This window comes from Piscinibacter sp. PDB1-1 (assembly GCF_056675995.1).
Genome location: NZ_JBWVZJ010000001.1, coordinates 2314622 through 2333338, shown reverse-complemented (window position 1 = coordinate 2333338; position 18717 = coordinate 2314622). Strand labels below are relative to the sequence as shown.

The following is an 18717-nucleotide window of genomic DNA, read 5'->3' as shown; positions in this document are numbered from 1 at the left end:
GCCCCTCGGGGGCTGAGCGAAGCGACCGGGGGGGCCCTATTTCGCCGTCGGCATCGCGAACTCCGCACCCTTGGCGATGCTCGCCGGCCAGCGCTGCATCACGCTCTTCTGCTTGGTGTAGAAGCGCACGCCCTCTTCGCCGTAGGCGTGCATGTCGCCGAAGAGGCTCTTCTTCCAGCCGCCGAAGCCGTGCCAGGCCATGGGCACCGGGATGGGCACGTTGATGCCCACCATGCCCACCTGGATGCGCCGCGCGAACTCGCGCGCCACGTTGCCGTCGCTCGTGAAGCAGGCCACGCCGTTGCCGAACTCGTGGTCGTTGACGAGCTTCACCGCGGCGGCGAAATCGGGCACACGCACCACGGCGAGCACCGGACCGAAGATCTCTTCCTTGTAGATCTTCATCTCGGGGGTCACGTGGTCGAACAAGGTGCCGCCGATCCAGAAGCCCTTCTCATGGCCCGCGACGGTGTGCCCGCGTCCATCGACCACCAGTTGGGCGCCCTCCTTCACGCCGTGCTCGATGTAGCCGGTGATGCGATCGAGCGCCTGCGCAGTGACGATCGGGCCCATCTCGGCGTCGGGCGCCATGCCGTTCTTGATCTTGAGTGTCTTGGCGCGCGCAGCCAGGGCCGGCACCAGCTTGTCGGCCACATCTCCCACTGCCACCGCCACGCTGATCGCCATGCAACGCTCACCGGCCGAGCCGTAGCCGGCACCGATGAGCGCATCGACGGTCTGCTCGAGATCCGCATCGGGCATCACCACCATGTGGTTCTTCGCGCCGCCAAGCGCCTGAACGCGCTTGCCGTGCTGCGCGCCGGTCTCGTAGATGTACTGCGCGATCGGCGTGGAACCGACGAAGCTGATGGCCTTCACGTCGGGGTGCGTGAGCAGCGTGTCGACGGCGAGCTTGTCGCCCTGCACGACGTTGAACACGCCGTCGGGCAGCCCGGCCTGCTTCAGCAGCTCGGCCATGAAGATCGACGGCGACGGATCGCGCTCGCTCGGCTTGAGGACGAAGCAGTTGCCCGCGGCGATGGCCACCGGGAACATCCAGCACGGCACCATGCCCGGGAAGTTGAACGGCGTGATGCCGGCCACCACGCCCAGCGGCTGGCGCATCGTCCAGTTGTCGATGCCGGTCGACACCTGCTCGGTGTAGTCGCCCTTCAGCAACTGCGGGATGCCGCAGGCGAACTCGATGATGTCGATGCCGCGGCTGACCTCGCCCTGCGCGTCGGTGAACACCTTGCCGTGTTCGGCGGTGATCATTGCGGCCAGCGTGTCCTTGTGCTGGTTCACCAGTTCGAGGAACTTGAACATCACCCGGCCCCGGCGGATCGGCGGCGTGTCGGCCCAGGCCGCGAAGGCGGCGGCCGCAGCGGCCACTGCATCGTTCACCTCGCTGGCGTCGGCGAGCGCCACCTGCCGCGCGACCGCGCCCGTGGCCGGGTTGAACACCGGCTGGCTGCGCCCGCTGCGCCCCGGGAGCACGCGCCCGTTGATGTAGTGGCCCACGTCGTGGGTGGCTGCAAACGCTTCGGGTGCGCCCATGGTCATCTCCTGTTCAACCGACCCAGTCTAGGCGCCGACACCCGCCCTGCCAACCGCATGGCGGTGACTTCATTGTTCGATAGACTGAACAATCGTTATCCACCCGTGCAAACCAATGGCCTCGTTGCCCGATCAACGCATCGACCTCCTCTGGCCGCAAGTCCATGCCCTGACGCTGCTCGCCCAATCGGCGAGCTTCACCAAGGTGGCGCAGCGGCTGGGCATGTCGAAGGCCGCGGTGAGCCAGCGCATCACCGAGCTCGAGCGCGCCGTCGGCCAGACGCTGGTGCTGCGCACCACGCGATCGGTGCGCCTGACCGAGGCCGGCCAGCGGCTCGTCGACCAGACGGCCGAGAGCTTCGCGCACATCGCGCGCAGCGTGACCGAGGCGCGCGAGCTTGCATCCGCACCGCGCGGGCTCATCCGCCTGACGGCACCGGTGGCGCTGGGCCGCCAGCATGTGGCACCGCTGATCGAGCTGTTTGCACGCCAGCACCCCGAGGTGCGCATCGACCTCGACCTGTCCGACCGGCTGCTGACGCTCGCCCACGAGGGGCTCGACCTCGCCGTGCGGCACACCAGTGCCCCGCCCGACAACCACGTCGCCTGGAAGCTGTGCGCCTCGCGCTCGGTGCTGGTGGCCAGCAGCGCCTACCTCAAGCGCCGCGGCACGCCATCGCACCCGGGCGACCTGGCCGCGCACGATTGCCTGACCTACCTGCGCACCGGTGCGCCGGTGTGGCAGTTCGAGCGCGGCACGCGCGCCCCCGAGCGCGTGAACGTGACGGTGCAAGGCCCTCTGCGCGCGAACAACAGCGAGGTGCTGCGCGATGCCGCGCTCGCCGGCCAGGGCATCGCACTGCTGCCCGACTTCAGCGCCGAATCGGCCCTGCGCGCAAGGAAGCTGCGCGTGCTGCTGCCCGCGTGGCGGCCGGTCGGGGTGTTCGGCGACGCCATCTATGCCATGCACCCGTGGAGCCCGACCACGCCCAAGGCCGTGCAAGCCTTGGTGGCGCATCTGCGCGCGCACCTGAGCGGTGGGTTCGAGGTATGACGCCCTGGCGCCGGCGCGAAAAAAAAGCCCACCCCGTGAAGGGTGGGCTATTCAAGTCCTCTGAAGGACGTCGTTGGGACCGATGCGGTTCCGTCCACTCTCTGGCGCGTTGTTCTTTTGGAGCGCTCCGGTGGTTCGAACCGTGTACCTCGCGGTCTTGGTGAGACCCCGTGTGACAGCACGCGGGAGAATGTAGTCTTGCGAGGTGGGTGCCAACATCCCCAATACGAGGGAGACTTTCGATACGCTTTGTAGCAACCGTTCCACCTCTGAAATCACCCGCGCCGAGCGCGCGAAAAAGGCCTTCATGCAACCCGTCCAACGCACCACGCCTACCCCGTTGAATGAGCGGGAGATCGACGAGCTGCAATCGCTGCTCGACGCCATCCCGGCGCCGTTGGAGCCTCTCGATGTGAGCATGCTCGACGGCTTCTTGTGTGGCCTGCTGGTGCAACCGGTACGCGTGCCGGTGAGCCGGTGGTTGCCGCATGTCACCGACGAGGACGGCCGCGCCGTGCCGCCGCGCATCGACCTCGCGCGCCTGCACGATCTCGTGCTGCGCCGCCACGCCGAACTCAACCACGCCATCTCGAACCGGAAGTGGTTCGACCCCTGGGTGTTCGAGCTCGAGGGCGAAGACGAAGACGAGCCCACCGATGCCGACGCCGTCTACCCCTGGGTGGCTGGCTTCGCGACGGCGATGGAACTCTTCCCGGACCTGATGCGGCACGACGCGCAGGCGCTGACCGAGCCGCTCGCCCTGGTCTACCGCCACCTCGACCCGGACGACCTCGAAGACGCCGACGAGCTGCTGGCCGAGATCGAGACCCTGGAGCCCCCCGAAGACCTGGCCGAGGCGGTGGAATGCCTGGTGCGCGCCACGCTGCTGCTCGCCGATGTGGGCCGCCCGCTGCAGCCTGCCACGCCCACCCGGCGCCCGCGGCCCGGGCCGGGGCCACGCCGCCGCTGATCGATCAACGGCGTGGGCGTCGATCAGGCGCCGCGCGTGTACCAGCGCTGCGCGTGCAGCGCGAGGCCGGTGGCCACGCTGGCGAAGCGATCGCCGCGCACCACCTGCGCCTGCGGGTAGTCCGCGGCGATCTGCTCGGCGAGCAGGCGCAAGCCCGTGGAGCCGCCGGTGAAGTACAGCGCATCGATCTGGCCGGGTTGCAGGCCGGCTTGCGCAACGGTCTCGCGCGCCGCGCCCACGATGCGCGCCAGATCGCCTTCGAGCGCCGCCACCGCCTGCGGTTCGGTCAGGCTCGCGGCCAGGCCGCGTTCCACGTGGCTCAGGTCGATGCTCGTTTCGCCGCCCTCGGCCACGCTGATCTTGGCGGCCTCGGCGCGTGACGCCAGCTCATGGCCCAGGCGCTCGGTCACCACCGTCATCAGGCGTTGGTGATGCCGCGGGTCGGCATAGAAGCTGCGCATCTGCCGAAGCTCGGCCACCCGCGCCGGGTTGTAGACGGTGTTGATGAGGTGCCAGGTGGCCAGGTCGAAGTACACCGCGCTCGGCACCTCGCGCGGCGGCGCACCGGCCACGCTCGGGCCGAAGGCGCCATAGCCGAACTCGCCGAGGATGCTGGCGAGCTCCACGCGACGGTCGAAATCGGTGCCCGCGATGTGCACGCCATGGTTGGCCAGGATGTCGCCCTTGCGCTCCAGGCGGCGCGCCTGCTCGGGCCCCACGCGCACAATCGAAAAGTCAGACGTACCACCGCCAATGTCAGCCACCAGCACGATCTGCTCGCGGTTCACGCTGCGCTCGAAGTCGAAGGCCGCGGCGATGGGCTCGTACTGGAAATGCACCTCGCGGAAACCCACCGCACGCGCCGCCGCTTCGAGCGCCGCCTGCGCCTGGGCATCGCGCGCGGGTTCGTCGTCGACGAAGAACACCGGCCGCCCCAGCACCACCTGCTCGATGCGCGTACCGGCCTGTGCCTCGGCCAGCGTCTTCAGGCGCAGCAGGTAGCCGGTGATGATGTCGATGTACTTCACACCGCGCCCGCCGCCCACGTCGGTGGTCTGCTCGACGAGGCTGCTGCCGAGGATGCTCTTCATCGAGCGCATCAGGCGGCCGTCGATGCCATCCACATACGCCGCGAGCGCCGCACGGCCGAACGCACGCGGCGGGCCGTTCGTCTCCGGGCCCTCGGCGAAATAAAACACCGCCGTGGGCATGGTGCGCTGGCCGGCTTCGAGCTCGACGAGCTGCATGGACTCAGCGCCCGTTGCGTTGCGCGAGGGGATGGCAATGGCCGAGTTCGAAGTGCCGAAGTCGATGGCGCAGTACATGCGGCAGTCCTGAGGTCGGGGGTGGGGTCACGCGGAGGGGGCGCGATTGTAGACTCGGCTCGCCGATCGCCCCTCGTCTGTCACACCGCTGGAGCCGCCCATGACGCCCACCCTGCTTCGCTCTCTCGCCGCGTCGTTGCTCCTCGCGGCCGCGGGCCTCGCCACGGCCGCCGACATGTCCGCGCCGGCCCCCGCCGCGGCCGACCCACTGGCCAACGCGCGGTCGCAGATCGCCGCGCGCAACTGGCCCGCAGCCATTGACGAGCTGAAACGCGTGAACGACACCGGCAGCGCCGACTGGAACAACCTGATGGGCTACTCGCTGCGCAAGCAGAAGTCGCCGGACATCGCCGGATCGGAGAAGTTCTACGACACCGCACTGCGCATCGACCCCAAGCACCGCGGTGCGCTGGAGTATTCGGGTGAGCTGTACCTGATGAAGGGCGACGTGCCGGCGGCCGAAGCGCGCCTGGCCAGGCTGCAGGGCGTGTGCGGCACGGCCTGCGTGGAGTACGCCGAGCTCAAGGACGCGATCGCACGCTTCAAGGCAAACGGCGGCAAGGCCGGCGGGTACTGAGCAGACAGAAATTGGTCAGGCAGATCAGGCCGCCGCGGCACGCCACGGTGCGCCGCCGCCGCGGCCGCAGTAGGCAAATGCGAGCGCCGGCTGCTTGCCACTGATCAAGTCACCCAGCGCGCGGCCTGAGCCGGCGCCGTGCGTCCACCCGAGCGTGCCGTGGCCGGCGTTGAGCCACAGGTTGCCGAGCCGGCTGCAGCGGCCGATGTACGGCAGGTTGTTCGGCGTACTGGGCCGCAGGCCGGCCCAGAAGTTGGGCTCGCTGGTGTCCGCCACACCCGGGAACAACTCTTCGTAGCGACTCACCAGCGAGGCGCAACGCACTCGCGCGGTGTCGCTCGTCAGCCCCATGTCGTAGCCCGCCAGCTCGGCGGTGCCGGCCACGCGCACGGTGTTGCCCAGGCGGCTGACGGCGATCTTGCGCGCGTCGTCGATCATGCTCACGACACTCGCGCGCTCCGGGTGCTTCAGGCGCAGCGTGGCCGAGTAGCCCTTGGCGGGGTAGATGTTGAGATAGATGCCGTGCGGGCGCAGCATCGGTGCGGTGAAGCTGCCGAGCGCGGCCACGTAGGCATCGGCGCGCAGCGTGCGCGGCAGCCCACCGAGTGGCTCCACCACGCGCACGCCCTGCACGCTGCGCCCTTCGACGTCGAGCCCCAGGATGTCGTGCTCGTACAGCAGCGTGGCGCCGCGCTGCTCGCACAGGCGCGCGAGCCTTTGCGTGAAGACACGTGCATCGCCCGACTCGTCGCTGGCGGTGTAGGTGCCGCCTGCAATGTTGCCGGCAAAGGCGCGGAGCGCGGGCTCGACCTGCAGCACCTCGTCGCGCGAGAGCACGCGCCGGTCCACGCCGTGCCGGCGCATCAGCTCGACCCCGACAGCCGCCGCGTCGAAATCGGCCTGCGTCGAGAAAAAGTGCAGGATGCCGCGCTCGATGCGATCGAACTCGATGCCGGTCTGCGCCACCAGGCTCTTGAGCGATTCGTGGCTGTAGCGCCCGAGTGCCACCAGGTTGGCCACGTTGCGCTCGAAGGCCTTGTTCGTGCATTGCGTGAGAAAGCTCAGGCCCCAGCGCCACTGGTGCCAGTCGAGCTTGGGGCGAAACAGCAGCGGGGCGTCGTCGCGCATCAGCCACTTGAGCACCTTGAGCGGCGCGGATGGCTGCGCCCAGGGCTCGCAGAAGCTGACCGAGATCTGGGCGCCATTGGCGTAGCTGGTTTCCATGGCGGCGTCACGCTGGCGGTCGACCAGGGTGACCTCATGGCCGTGCTCGAGCAGGTACCAGGCCGTGCACACGCCGAGGATGCCGGCGCCCATCACCACGACTCGCATCAACCGCCCCCTTTGAGCAGCAACTGTGCTGCCACGCTGAACATCACGAGCGCCACCAGCGCGTCGATCACGCGCCAGGTCTCGGCACGCCGCAACCAGCGCGACGCAGCCATGGCGCCATAGCCCAAGGACACGAACCACATCATCGACGCAAGACCCGCGCCCACCGCAAAGGCGATGCGCCCATCAGGGCCATGCTGCGCGCCGACGCTGCCGAGCAGCACGACGGTATCGAGGTAGACGTGCGGGTTGAGGTAGGTGAGCGCCAGCGTGCTGACTAACGCACTGCCCAGCGAGACATCGCCGGGCCCGCTCTGCGCCAGCGCGCCCTGCCCGCGCCAGGCATGCCAGGCAGCGCGCAGCCCGTAGGCGATCAGGAACGCGGCGCCGCCGTAGCGGAACACCTGCATCAGGAGGGGCGAGCCCTGGATGACCGAGCCGAGTCCGAACACGCCGAGGGCAATCAGCAACCAATCCGACAGGGTGCATAGCAACACCACCGGTCCCACATGCACGCGGGCCAGACCGAGCCGCAGCACCTGCGCGTTCTGCGCGCCGATGGCGGCAATGAGCCCCGCGGTCATCAGGGCGCCTTGCGTGAAGGCTGAGGCAATGGCGTCGGGCATGGAGCGACGGATTGTCGACACCCGGCGTGACACAGCGCCAGCCGTGGGCGCAATGGCAACGAGATCGACGGGTTTTGCGAGCGGGCCAGCCCGCTCCGGCCGGATCAGGTGCGAGCGCCGCTGCTGCCGCCCATGATGTAGTCGGCGATGTCCGGCAAGCCCGCATCGCCGCCAGCGAGCAAGACCGCGCTCACCAGAGCCGCCACCACGGTGGCCCAGGTCAGCAGGAGGCGGATCGACCCCAGGTTCATGTGCATCTCCAGCACGGCGTTTTCAGCGGGCAGGAGCGAATGGTGATCGCACCGCACAAACCATGCATCTTTCGTGTGGCAACCCCATTCATCAATCAGGGGTAAGTGCTTGCCAACTGCAAAAGCGCCCGGGCTGCGCGTCAATTCCAGGGTTTGCCGAACGCGGCGCGGCCACACACTGTCTCCATCGCACGCACTGGCAGGGAGGCGCTCGATGAAACTGTGGTCTGGAATGCATTGGCTCACCAACTGGGCGGTACGGCCCGGGCGGTCGTGTGAGGCAGCCGGTTCGCTCGACCCCGGCGACATGGGCACGGCTTTCGGCCTGGATGCCATGGCGCCCGAGATCCCCGACCCCCCGCCCGCCCCACGAAGCCCCACACCGCTCGCCGATCGCCTCGCGCGGCGGCCGCGGCGCTGAGGCTGCGGCCGACGCCTAAACCTCGATCAGCCGCAGGCCGTCGAAGCCATCGGCCTCGCCGCGGCGCGCATGGCCGCGCGCGTTGCAGACCACCCGCGACGCACCCACCCGGTAGTCATGCCGGCAGTGCAGGTGGCCGTGGATCCACAGGTCGGCCAGCGGGATGAGCTCGTCGTCGGCGTTGCAGAAACTCGCAGTGCCGGGCTGGCTGCCATAGCGCGGATCGCCGCTGCGCAGGCTGGGGCCGAAGTGCGTCAGGGCCACGGTCGCATCCCAATGGCCTGACGACCCGCCGGACGGCCGCGCCAACTCGGCGGCCAGCCAGTCGCGGCAGGCCAGGGCTTCTTCGCGCACGGCATCGGGGCCGAAGGGCTCGCCGTGGCGCGTGGAGCGCATCACCCGCATGAAGTACGTGGCCGCGCGCATGGCCTTGTCGCGGCCGCGCTCGCCGAAGAGATCGAAATCACACCAGCGCACGGTGGCCACGAAGCGGATGCGGCGGCCGTCCTGCCCGACACGCACCTCGCTCTCGCGCTCCAGCATCTGCAACCCGAGCTCGGCGCAACGCTCGCGCAGCGCGGGCCAGGCGGTATCGAGCTCGCGGCCATCGAACTCGTGATTGCCCGCGACGAAGATCACCGGCACCGGCCAGCCGCGAAAGCGCTCCAGGCCAGCCCAGGTGCTGTCGATGTCGCCGCCGAGGATCAGCAGCTCGGCGCCGGGCGCGGGCTGGGGCTCGAAGTCTTCGGTTTCGAGGTGCAGGTCGGACAGGAGTTGCAGGCGCACGGGTCGGCGGGGGTCGGCGGGTTCACCCCGCGCCGTGGCACTGCTTGAACTTCTTGCCACTGCCGCAGGGGCAGGGGTCGTTGCGGCCGACTTTGGGCGCATCGCGCCGCACCGTCTCGACCTTGTAGCGCTGGTCGCTCGTCAGGTCGTAGAGGTCGGCCACGGTGACGACCAGGTCTTCGATCGCATCGCCCATGTCCTTGAGCGGGTGCTCGCGCTCCAGGGTGGCGACGACCTCGCGCTCTTCGGCGGTCTCTGCCGGCAAGTGGCGGTACAGGCGGGCCAGGGCCGCCATCACGGCGTCGTCGGGCATCTCGGACAGATCTGGGAAGCAGATCGCCGCGTGCTGGAAGCCAGCGACCCACGGCATCAAGGCTTGCGAGATCTCGCTCATGCCGGCCAGCGGGTCGGGCTCGCCTTCGGGTGGGAGCTCGCGCGGATGTTCTTCGTCGAACTCGAGCACCAGCGGGTCGAACCAGCCATCTTCGGCCATCGCGCGGTTGAGTGCGGCGTGGCGGCGCAGGATCAGCGCGGTGGTGCGATCGCGCCACGCGGGGTCCACGTCGTCTGGCAAGGGCGTGGCATCGAAGTCGAACACATGCGGCAGCCAGGCCGCCGGCTCCAGCAGCAGCGGTTGCACGATCACGCCGCACAGGAAGCCGTCGAGCATCACCGCGTCGACGGGCTGCAAGGGCTCGGGCGTTTCGGCCAGGAGTTCGTCGAGTTCGGCGAACTCGGCATCGGTGAGGTCGGAATGGGCGGACATGGCGTGGCTCTCAAGGTGTGGCCGGGTTCGGCATTGTCGCCCCCATGCGCGGCCCCACGGCCTCGAGCAGGCGCGCGCGCAGCCACTGGTGCGCGCTCACCCGGTCATGGCGGGCATGCCACATCGCCTCGACGTGAATCGGCGGCATGGTCAACGGGATCGGTCGCTCGACCAGGCGCGACTGGTACCCCGTGGCGTCGACAAACGACGCCGGCAGGACCGTCAGCAAGTCGCTGCGCGACACCACCCGGCCGGCGGTGAAGAACTGGTTGACGGTGAGCACGATGCGCCGGGTGCGGTTGAGTGCCGCCAGCGCCTGGTCGACGAACCCATGCGGTCGGCCCGAAAAGCTCACCAGCAGGTGATGGGCGTCGCAGAAGGCATCCAGCGTCAGCTCGGCCTGCGCCAGCGGGTGCCCGCGGCGCATCACGCACACGTATTCGCTGTCGTTCAGCCGCTGGTGTCGCAAGGCGGCCTGCGCGCCCTGCGACACGAGCTCCGCAACGGCCTCGGGGAAATAGCCGACGGCCACATCCACATCGCCTCGCTCCAGAAGCGAGCGCGGGTCGCGTGTGGTGAGCGGAATGACGCGCAGGTTGACCTGGGCCTGGTGTGCCTCGATGTGGTCGACCAAGGGCGGCAACAGAACGGCCGCGGTCGCGTCGGCCATTGCGAGGCGGAAACTCACGGCATCGCGGCCCGGGTCGAACTCGTCGGGGTCGAGCGCCGCGCGGAGTTGATCCAGCGCCGAACGAACCTGCGGCCACAGCTTCTCGGCGAAGGGCGTGGGCACCACGCCGTGCGTGGCGCGGGTGAGCAACTCTTCACCCACCGCCTCCTTGAACCGCCTCAGCGCGTTGCTCACCGCGGGCTGTGTCAGCGACAGCCGCGCGGCAGCGCGGGTCAGGTTGCGCTCGGCCATGACGGCGTCGAAAACGCGCAACAGGTTCAGATCCAAGGACTTGTAGTTCATCGCGTGATTTTGTGCTCGACATGCACATTGTGAATATCACGAATTCATATTCGTGATTGGACACGCATTAGTGGTTACCCTAGTATTGCCCTCAATGCCAGCTCATTCGAGTTGCAGACGTTCCCACGAAGGAGCACACCATGACCGCCTCGACCATCAGCATCCAGATCCCCCAACCCCGCAACGCCCCCCGGCTGGCCGCCATCATCGGCGAATGGGTCGGCGCGCTGCTGAAGGCCCTCCCGGCTGGCACCCCGGCACTGCGCTACCCGACGCGTGACGCGGCCCGCGTGCGCGCCATGGCCCACCGCTACGAAGGCAGCGATCCCCGCTTCGCCTCCGAGTTGTATGCCGCCGCAGATCGCCACGAGCAGCTGTACCAGTTCGCTTCGGAAAGCTACGGCGCAGCCGATCGCCCCGACATGCTGGCCCGCTGATCCCGAGAACGCCTCCCAAGGCACATAACGAGAAGCCCGCATCAGCGGGCTTTTTTGTTGTTCGATGCGAAACCCACGTGAAAAGGGGCACCGCTCGGGTGCCCCTTTCGGGTTTCGACCGATTGCTCGGCAGATCAGGCCTCCAGGCGAGCCTCGATCTTGGCCTTGGTGGCCGTCAGCTGGGTCGGCAGGTGGTAGGCCAGCTGCTGGAACAGCTCGGCATGCAGGCCGAGCTCGGTCTGCCACGCGGCCTTGTCGATGCTGGTGACCTGGTCATACTGGGCCTTGGTGAAATCGAGGCCGGTCCAGTTGAGGTCTTCATAGCGCGGGGTCGTACCGAAGACGTTCTCGACGCCCTGGCCCGAGCCTTCCACACGATCCAGCATCCACTTCAGGACGCGCATGTTCTCGCCGTAACCCGGCCAGATGAATTTGCCGTCGGCGCCCTTGCGGAACCAGTTGACGCAGAAGATCTTGGGCAGCGTGGCGCCCGAGGCTTCCAGCTTGGTGCCCAGGTCGAGCCAGTGCTGGAAGTAGTCGCTCATGTTGTAGCCCATGAAGGGCAGCATGGCGAAGGGGTCGCGGCGCACCACGCCTTGCTGGCCGAAGGCCGCCGCGGTGGTTTCAGAGCCCATGGTGGCAGCCATGTAGACGCCTTCGGTCCAGTCGCGCGCTTCGGTGACGAGCGGCACGGTCGTCGAGCGGCGGCCACCGAAGATGAACGCGTCGATCTTGACGCCGGCGGGGTTGTCCCACTCACTGTCGAGCGCCGGGTTGTTGGTGGCGCCCACGGTGAAACGCGCGTTCGGGTGGGCGGCCTTGGCGCCGGTTTCCTTGGCGATCTGCGGGGTCCAGTCCTTGCCTTGCCAATCGATGGCGTGGGCCGGGGCGTCGCCCATGCCTTCCCACCAGACATCACCGTCGTCGGTGAGGGCCACGTTCGTGAAGATCACGTCACGGTCGAGCGACTTCATGCAGTTCGGGTTGGTCAGCATGTTGGTGCCGGGGGCCACGCCGAAGTAACCCGCCTCGGGGTTGATCGCGCGCAGCGAGCCATCGGCTTGGGGCTTCACCCAGGCGATGTCGTCACCGATGGTGGTGACCTTCCAGCCGTCGAAGCCAGCCGGCGGGATCAGCATGGCGAAGTTGGTCTTGCCGCACGCGCTCGGGAAGGCCGCCGCGACGTGGTACTTCTTGCCCTGCGGCGAGGTCACACCCAGGATGAGCATGTGCTCGGCCAGCCAGCCCTGGGCGCGGCCCATGGTGGAGGCGATGCGCAGGGCGAAGCACTTCTTGCCCAGCAGCGCGTTGCCGCCGTAGCCGGAGCCGTAGGACCAGATCTCCTGGGTCTCGGGGTAGTGAACGATGTACTTGGTGTCGCTGCAGGGCCAAGCCACATCTTTCTGGCCGGCTTCGAGCGGGGCGCCCACGGTGTGCACGCAGGGCACGAAATGGCCGTCTTCGCCCAGCACGTCGAGCACGGCCTTGCCCATGCGGGTCATGATCTTCATGTTGACGGCCACGTAGGGGCTGTCGGACAACTCGACGCCGATGTGGGCGATCGGCGAGCCCAGCGGGCCCATGCTGAAGGGCACCACGTACAGCGTCCGGCCCTTCATGGCGCCCTTGAAGAGGGCCTTGTCGCCGGTTTGCAGCAGCTGGCGCATCTCGGCCGGAGCCATCCAGTTGTTGGTCGGGCCGGCGTCTTCCTTCTTGGGCGAGCAGATGAAGGTGCGGTCTTCGACCCGTGCCACGTCACTCGGGCTGGTGACAGCCAGGTAGCTGTTGGGGCGCAGCTCGGGGTTGAGTTTCTTGAAGGTACCGGCCGCGACGAGCTGGCCGCACAGGCGGTCGTACTCTTCCTGGCTGCCATCGCACCAGTACACATCGCGTGCTTCGGTGAGAGCGGCGATCTCGGCCACCCAGGACACGAGGCGTGCATGTTTGACATAGGCGGGTACGTTCAAGCGCAGCCCTTCCATCACGGGTTGGTTCATGGTCAGTCCAATCATCAAAGTTAAAACGGAATCGGGCGAACCTCAGGCCTCTCAAAACAAGGTGTCGAGAGGCTCGCCCCATGCCGCTTGCGTCTTCAAGACGCGCGCAGGATCGACTCAAAAAAGATTGTCATGCCAATGTAATCTCGCCGTAACCACCGGGCACCGGGGGGCCATGCAATTTATGCATATCCCCATGCGGCCCTCGTGTGAACTGTTCCGCAGTGCAGGGCAATGGGTGTGCCGTGGGAGACGTTCCGACCCCTAAGATGAGCGCCATGACACTCGATCGCCGCACTGTGCTGGCCGCCTTGGCCACCGCCAGCGTTGCGCCCGCTCTGCAGGCGGCGCAGCGCAAATCGCTGAAGGACCCGATGCTCCTGGGCGTGGACCAGTCCCTGTTCGACACGGGGCTTGCCGGGCAGTTCCAGCGCGCTTTTGGCCGGGATACTGGTGTCGCGGTGCAACTCGTGCCCGGGTTCAGTGCCACGCTGCTGCAGACGCTGGAGCGCGGCGAGATCGATGCGGCCATGACCAACGCCCCCGAGCAGGAGGCGCAACTCGAGAAGCAGGGCCTGGCGCACGACCGCCGTCTGGTGGCCCGGGGCGACTTCGTACTGGTCGGCCCGATGGAGGGCAAAGGCAAGCAGGCGCGCGACCCGGTGGGCGTGGCCGGCGGCAAGGACATCGCCGCCGCGCTGACCCAGATCGCCCAGGCACAGGCGCGATTCATCGGCCCGGTGGTAGGCAGCGGCGCTTACCTGAGCGCATTTGCCTTGTGGCGCGCGGCCAAGGTGGCGCCAGCGGCCCCCTGGTATTCGGATGCGACGTCGAGCGTGCTGGATCAGGCCCAGGCCGAGAACGCCTACGCGCTGGTCGACCGGGCCAGTTGGCTCGCACGCAGCCGCAAGCCGCTGGCCGTGCTGGTCGAGGGTGACCCGCGCATGGCCGTCGAAGTGCACCTGATGCGCTCGTTCCGCGTCAACCACCCGGCCGCCAAACTGTTCGGCGAGTGGGTCGGCGGGCCGCAGGGCCGCCGCGCCGCGGCTGGTGTGCGGGGATGGCGCTCGGCCTGAGGGCTGTCCCACACACCATCGAGATCCGATCGGGTTTGACCTCTGCGGCATCATCTCGGCATGCCGCACACCCTGCTCAGCGTCAACGTCAGCCTGACCCGCGAGGTCGACATCGCCGGGCGCAAGGTGATGACGGGCATCGGCAAACGGGCCGTGCCGCATGCGGTGGCCGCTCGCCCGCTCGGGCTGGAAGGCGACGAACAGGCCGATCTGACGGTGCACGGCGGGCTGTCGAAGGCCGTCTACGCCTACCCGAGCGAGCACTATCCCTTCTGGCAGACTGTACGCGCCCAGGCCAAGGTGGCGCTGTGGGACGAACCCCTGCCGCCCGGGTCGCTCGGCGAGAACCTCACGCTGAGCGGCCTGCTCGAAGACCAGGCCTGGATCGGCGACGTGCTGCGCTTCCCGAACTGCGAACTGGCGGTCAGCGAGCCGCGCTTTCCCTGCTTCAAGTTCAACGCGGTCATGGGCTTCAACCAGGCCAGCAAGCTGATGGGTGCGAACGGCTGGTGCGGCTTCTACCTCGCAGTGCGCGTCGCCGGCACGCTGCAGGCGGGTGAGTCGTTCGAAGTGATCCCGGGGCCGCGCGAGGTCGGCATCCGCGAGCTGTTCCGCTCACGGATCTCATCCAAGAAAGTCTGACCGGGCCGCTCGCACAGCGCAGCACACCGGCGAAAAGGCCGAACGGGCGACAGAGCAGAAGACAATACCGCCTCCACCTGACCGGCCACGCCCATGCTCGCCTACCGACACGCCTTTCATGCGGGCAACCATGCCGACGTGCTCAAGCACGTGGTGCTCACGCGCGTGCTGCGCTACATGAACCAGAAGGACAAAGCCTACCGGCTGATCGACACGCACGCCGGCGCGGGCGGCTATTCGCTCGAGGGCCAATACGCGCAGAAGAAGGGTGAGTACATCGAAGGCATCGCCCGGCTGTGGGAGCGGCAGAAGAACGGCGAAGCCCTGCCCGAACTGGTGGGCGACTATGTGGATCAGGTGCGCCAGTTCAACCCCGACGGCCACCTCACGCAATACCCCGGTTCGCCCGCCTTCGCGCAGTTGCTGCTGCGCCCGCAGGATCAGCTCCGCCTGTACGAGCTGCACAGCACCGACCACCGCATCCTGGCCTCGTACCTGGGCCACAACAAGGGCGTGGAGGTCTACAACGCCGACGGCTTCGAGGGCCTGAAGGCACAGGTGCCGCCGAGCACGCGCCGCGCCGCGGTGCTGATGGACCCGTCCTACGAGGGCCACAACGACTACGGTCGCGTGATCGCCTCGCTGCGCGAAGGGCTGCAGCGTTTTTCCGAAGGCGTGTACATGGTCTGGTACCCGCAGGTGACGAAGCTCGAAGCCGCGCAGTTGCCGCGCCGCCTGGAGGCGCTGGCGCCCAAAGGCTTTCTGCATGTGCGGCTCACGGTGCAGCAACTCGACCAGCAAGGCTTCGGCCTCGCGGGCAGCGGGATGTTCATCCTGAACCCGCCCTACACCCTGCATGACGAGATGCAGGAGCTGATGCCCTGGTTGGTCGACGTCATGGGCCAGTACGACGGCGCGAACTACCTCATCGAGCAGCGGGCGGCGTAGCGCCCACCGCATGGACAGCCACGGGTCGGCCTACCTGGCCGTGGGCTGCTCGGCGTGCATCTTCTTGAGCGACTCCATCCACGGCATCCAGTCGATCGGGCCACTCTCGTGGCGCTTCTTCAAGTTGCCAAGCACGGCACCCCACGCCTTGTCGAAATAGGCGTAAGCCTGGTCCCACTGGCCGCCCTCCCCCCAGCCGCTGTGGTGCAGCGTGACGCGGGTCGATTGGCCACCCGCATCGAATAGCCGCACCACCACGAAGGTACGCTGCTGGCGCGCCTCGGACAGGTGCGGTGGTGCGTTCCAGTCGAAGCTGAGCATCTTCATCGGCTGCAGTGCCAAGTAGCGCATGGTGTCGGCACCCTTCGCGCCGGGGGCGCCGAGCGGGTCGATGTGGATATGGAAGGCGCCATCCGGGCGCGCGTCGATCTCGGCCTCGGGCGCGAAGAAACTCTCGATACCGGCCTGGGTCGTCCAGCTCTCCCACACCGCCGCCACGGGCGCGGGCACGATCACTTCCTTCTGGATGGCGCGCTCCTGGGGCCACGCCGACGTGGCGGCCACGAGAAGCAGGGAGGCGAGCAGATGGCGCATGGGTTCGTCCTCGGACGGACAGTTGCCAACACTAACATCGCGCCCATGCAGCCTCAAGCCACCCCCTCCACCGCCGGCCCGTTGACCGGGCTGAAGGTGATCGAACTCGGCCAGCTCATTGCCGGCCCGTTTGCGGCGAAGACGCTGGCGGATTTCGGCGCCGAGGTGATCAAGATCGAGCCACCGGGCACCGGCGACCCGCTGCGCCAGTGGCGGCTGCTGCACGAGGGCACCAGCGTGTGGTGGCAGGTGCAGTCGCGCAACAAGAAGAGCGTGACGCTCGACCTCAGGCAGCCCGAGGCGCGCGAGATCGTGCGCCGGCTCGCGGCCGAATGCGACGTGGTGGTCGAGAACTTCAAGCCCGGCGTGATGGAAGCCTGGGGCCTGGGCTACGACGATCTCGCCCGCGACAACCCCGGGCTGATCATGCTGCGCATCAGCGGGTACGGCCAGACCGGGCCTTACAAGGACCGGCCCGGCTTCGGCGTGGTGGCCGAGGCCATGGGCGGCCTGCGCCATCTCACCGGCGAACCCGGCCGCGTGCCGGTGCGCGTGGGCGTGAGCATCGGCGACACGCTGGCCTCGCTGCACGGCGTGATCGGCATCCTGATGGCGCTGCACCACCGCCACGCGACCGTGTCGGCGCAAGCGCCCAAGGGGCGCGGCCAGGTGATCGACGTCGCCTTGTACGAGGCGGTCTTCAATTGCATGGAAAGCCTGCTGCCCGAGTACAGCGCCTTTGGCGCCGTGCGCGAAGCCGCAGGCTCGGCGTTGCCGGGCATCGCGCCCAGCAATGCCTACCCCTGCGTCGACGGCTGGGTGCTGGTGGCCGGCAACGGCGACAGCATCTTCACGCGCCTGATGAAAGCCATCGGCCGCGACGACCTGGCGCAAGACCCGTCGCTCGTCGGCAACGCGGCCCGCGTGGCGCGCGTGGACGAGATCGACGCGGCCATCGGCGCGTGGACCGTCTCGCGCCAAGTGGCCGATGTGCTCTCGGCCTTGAACGCGGCGCAGGTGCCGGCGGGGCGCATCTACACCGCACGCGACATCGCCGAAGACCCGCACTACCGCGCGCGCGGCATGGTCGAGCGCGTGACATCGGCCGACGGCCTGTCGGTCGAAGTGCCGGGCATCGTGCCGAAGCTGAGCGCCACGCCGGGAGGCATCAGCCGGCGCGCCCCCACACTCGGCGAAGACACCCAGGCCGTGCTGCGCGAGCTGGGCATCACCCCGGAGCAGGAAGCCCAGCTGCGCGCCCGCGGGGTTCTGTAACTCCACGTTTCGGAGCCTGGGGAAACCTCGGGGGCATCGGCACCCAACATAGCCACTTCGTACAAGGCCACGGTCTCCCGGCCGTCGAATAATTTATCTGTGCACGGGTGTGCAATAAATACAAAGCCCGGCCAGACAACAACGACCCAGGAGACAACCATGTTCAACAGCAAGACCTTCATCCGCGCCGGCCTGGCGCTGGTGCTGACCGCCGCCTCGGCGGTGGCCCTGGCCCAGACGAGCTTCAGCGCCACCTACAAGGGCGGCAGCACCTCGTCGTGCGGCACCACCTACAGCATCACCGGCAAGGAACCATCGGCCGCCGGCAAGTACCCGCTGTTCGTCTACATCGGCGGCACGGGCGAGACCTACACCAGCTCATGGGGCGCCGCCGCGATCGACGCGGCCGTGGCCCGCGGCATGGTGGCCGCCTCGGTGCAATACGACAACGCCTCCTTCGGCACCTGCACGACCATCAGCACCCGCGCCAAGTGCATCTTCAATTCGGCCAACGCCAACAGCGCCATTTCCAAGCTGTGCGCCCGCTCCAAGGTTGACTGCTCCAAGGGCATCGTCACCGGCGGCCTGAGCCAAGGCTCGATCATCTCGGTGCTCTCGCGCAACTACCACTCGGGCATCCAGGCCTCGTTCGGCCAGGGCGCCGGTTCGACCTACACCGTGGCCTACAACCTGCAATCGTGCATCGCCGACGGCAAGCACACGCAGACAAGCGACCGCCTGCGCATCATCAACGGCGAACGCGACATGTTCGTCGGCGGCACCGAAGCCATCGCCCGCTCGCAAGCTCAGTTGGTGACCGGCCTGAAGTGCAGTGGCCTGAGCCCCACCGAGTGCTTCCGCAGCAATGGCTCCGGCTGGGCCGTGGTCAAGGACTTCCAGGTCCTCGACCTCTACGCCGACCACTGCTTCATGGGCCTGGGCACCTACGGTGCGCAGTGCACAGGCATCCTGGCTGCCGACACGAACTACCAGTACGGCTCGGGCGCCTGGGCGCTGCCGGCCACGATGAACTGGCTGAAGACCTACGTGACGAACTGATCGTCCACGCCACCGAACGCCCCGCACCGCGCGGGGCGTTTTTGTCTCTGC

Annotated in this window: 20 protein-coding genes; 10 read left to right on the top strand and 10 right to left on the bottom strand. The window is 68.0% G+C overall.

Features of this window, described 5'->3' with window-relative positions; genetic code table 11:
• Positions 1-36 precede the first annotated feature (36 nt).
• Complete coding sequence (locus AC1KAR_RS10795) at positions 37-1557, bottom strand: CoA-acylating methylmalonate-semialdehyde dehydrogenase (RefSeq protein WP_480317312.1); 1521 nt, start codon at positions 1555-1557, stop codon at positions 37-39.
• Between the two features lie 115 nt (positions 1558-1672).
• Between AC1KAR_RS10795 and AC1KAR_RS10790 the strand changes: the two genes are divergently transcribed.
• Positions 1673-2611 carry a LysR family transcriptional regulator gene (locus AC1KAR_RS10790; RefSeq protein WP_480317310.1) on the top strand — a complete coding sequence of 313 codons (939 nt, stop codon included), beginning with the start codon at positions 1673-1675 and terminating at the stop codon, positions 2609-2611.
• Between the two features lie 307 nt (positions 2612-2918).
• Positions 2919-3581 (top strand): YecA/YgfB family protein, encoded by a 663-nt coding sequence (locus AC1KAR_RS10785; protein ID WP_480317308.1) that lies wholly within the window; start codon positions 2919-2921, stop codon positions 3579-3581.
• A 23-nt stretch (positions 3582-3604) separates the two neighbouring features.
• Here the strand turns inward: AC1KAR_RS10785 and AC1KAR_RS10780 are convergent, their stop codons facing one another.
• Positions 3605-4906, bottom strand: a complete 1302-nt coding sequence (locus AC1KAR_RS10780) for an Hsp70 family protein (protein WP_480317306.1) — start codon at positions 4904-4906, stop codon at positions 3605-3607.
• Between the two features lie 100 nt (positions 4907-5006).
• Between AC1KAR_RS10780 and AC1KAR_RS10775 the strand changes: the two genes are divergently transcribed.
• Positions 5007-5483 carry a tetratricopeptide repeat protein gene (locus tag AC1KAR_RS10775; protein WP_480317304.1) on the top strand — a complete coding sequence of 159 codons (477 nt, stop codon included), beginning with the start codon at positions 5007-5009 and terminating at the stop codon, positions 5481-5483.
• A gap of 24 nt (positions 5484-5507) precedes the next feature.
• Here the strand turns inward: AC1KAR_RS10775 and AC1KAR_RS10770 are convergent, their stop codons facing one another.
• From AC1KAR_RS10770 to AC1KAR_RS10760, 3 genes are all read right to left on the bottom strand, one after another.
• Positions 5508-6815, bottom strand: coding sequence for a D-amino acid dehydrogenase (locus AC1KAR_RS10770; RefSeq protein WP_480317302.1), 1308 nt, complete (start codon positions 6813-6815; stop codon positions 5508-5510).
• Positions 6815-7441: a LysE/ArgO family amino acid transporter gene (locus AC1KAR_RS10765; protein WP_480317300.1), complete on the bottom strand. Its 627-nt coding sequence runs from the start codon at positions 7439-7441 to the stop codon at positions 6815-6817. The genes AC1KAR_RS10770 and AC1KAR_RS10765 overlap by 1 nt, the downstream gene beginning before the upstream one ends.
• 104 nt (positions 7442-7545) lie before the next feature.
• Entirely contained in the window at positions 7546-7692 is a 147-nt protein-coding gene (locus AC1KAR_RS10760; RefSeq protein WP_480317298.1) for a hypothetical protein, read from the bottom strand.
• A gap of 214 nt (positions 7693-7906) precedes the next feature.
• On the opposite strand from AC1KAR_RS10760, the gene AC1KAR_RS10755 reads away from it, so the two are divergent.
• Entirely contained in the window at positions 7907-8113 is a 207-nt protein-coding gene (locus tag AC1KAR_RS10755) for a hypothetical protein (RefSeq protein ID WP_480317296.1), read from the top strand.
• A 15-nt stretch (positions 8114-8128) separates the two neighbouring features.
• Here AC1KAR_RS10755 and AC1KAR_RS10750 read toward each other — a convergent pair whose 3' ends face one another.
• The 3 genes from AC1KAR_RS10750 to AC1KAR_RS10740 are packed head-to-tail and all read right to left on the bottom strand — an operon-like array spanning position 8129 to position 10638.
• On the bottom strand, positions 8129-8899 hold the full coding sequence (locus AC1KAR_RS10750) for a metallophosphoesterase (RefSeq protein WP_480317294.1): 771 nt from the start codon (positions 8897-8899) through the stop codon (positions 8129-8131).
• A 22-nt stretch (positions 8900-8921) separates the two neighbouring features.
• Positions 8922-9665 carry a UPF0149 family protein gene (locus tag AC1KAR_RS10745; protein ID WP_480317292.1) on the bottom strand — a complete coding sequence of 248 codons (744 nt, stop codon included), beginning with the start codon at positions 9663-9665 and terminating at the stop codon, positions 8922-8924.
• Between the two features lie 10 nt (positions 9666-9675).
• Positions 9676-10638, bottom strand: a complete 963-nt coding sequence (locus AC1KAR_RS10740; RefSeq protein WP_480317290.1) for a LysR family transcriptional regulator — start codon at positions 10636-10638, stop codon at positions 9676-9678.
• 140 nt (positions 10639-10778) lie between these two features.
• Here AC1KAR_RS10740 and AC1KAR_RS10735 point away from each other — a divergent pair, with 140 nt between their 5' ends.
• A complete protein-coding gene (locus tag AC1KAR_RS10735; protein ID WP_480317288.1) occupies positions 10779-11075 on the top strand; it encodes a hypothetical protein in 297 nt (98 codons plus the stop codon).
• Positions 11076-11209: 134 nt separating this feature from the next.
• Here AC1KAR_RS10735 and AC1KAR_RS10730 read toward each other — a convergent pair whose 3' ends face one another.
• Positions 11210-13072, bottom strand: a complete 1863-nt coding sequence (locus AC1KAR_RS10730) for a phosphoenolpyruvate carboxykinase (GTP) (RefSeq protein ID WP_480317286.1) — start codon at positions 13070-13072, stop codon at positions 11210-11212.
• 278 nt (positions 13073-13350) lie between these two features.
• On the opposite strand from AC1KAR_RS10730, the gene AC1KAR_RS10725 reads away from it, so the two are divergent.
• The 3 genes from AC1KAR_RS10725 to AC1KAR_RS10715 all read left to right on the top strand — a co-directional run bounded on the left by AC1KAR_RS10725 (position 13351) and on the right by AC1KAR_RS10715 (position 15738).
• The gene (locus AC1KAR_RS10725) at positions 13351-14148 is read left to right on the top strand and encodes a substrate-binding domain-containing protein (protein WP_480317284.1); all 798 of its coding nucleotides are present in this window, start codon (positions 13351-13353) and stop codon (positions 14146-14148) included.
• 60 nt (positions 14149-14208) lie between these two features.
• The gene (locus tag AC1KAR_RS10720) at positions 14209-14790 is read left to right on the top strand and encodes an MOSC domain-containing protein (protein WP_480317282.1); all 582 of its coding nucleotides are present in this window, start codon (positions 14209-14211) and stop codon (positions 14788-14790) included.
• A gap of 93 nt (positions 14791-14883) precedes the next feature.
• Positions 14884-15738 (top strand): 23S rRNA (adenine(2030)-N(6))-methyltransferase RlmJ, encoded by an 855-nt coding sequence (locus AC1KAR_RS10715; protein WP_480317280.1) that lies wholly within the window; start codon positions 14884-14886, stop codon positions 15736-15738.
• 30 nt (positions 15739-15768) lie between these two features.
• On the opposite strand, the gene AC1KAR_RS10710 is transcribed toward AC1KAR_RS10715, so the two are convergent.
• On the bottom strand, positions 15769-16332 hold the full coding sequence (locus AC1KAR_RS10710; RefSeq protein WP_480317278.1) for an SRPBCC family protein: 564 nt from the start codon (positions 16330-16332) through the stop codon (positions 15769-15771).
• 45 nt (positions 16333-16377) lie between these two features.
• Here AC1KAR_RS10710 and AC1KAR_RS10705 point away from each other — a divergent pair, with 45 nt between their 5' ends.
• Together AC1KAR_RS10705 and AC1KAR_RS10700 are read left to right on the top strand one after the other, a co-directional pair.
• The gene (locus AC1KAR_RS10705) at positions 16378-17607 is read left to right on the top strand and encodes a CaiB/BaiF CoA transferase family protein (RefSeq protein WP_480317276.1); all 1230 of its coding nucleotides are present in this window, start codon (positions 16378-16380) and stop codon (positions 17605-17607) included.
• Positions 17608-17766: 159 nt separating this feature from the next.
• Positions 17767-18666 carry a hypothetical protein gene (locus tag AC1KAR_RS10700; protein WP_480317274.1) on the top strand — a complete coding sequence of 300 codons (900 nt, stop codon included), beginning with the start codon at positions 17767-17769 and terminating at the stop codon, positions 18664-18666.
• Positions 18667-18717 lie beyond the last annotated feature (51 nt).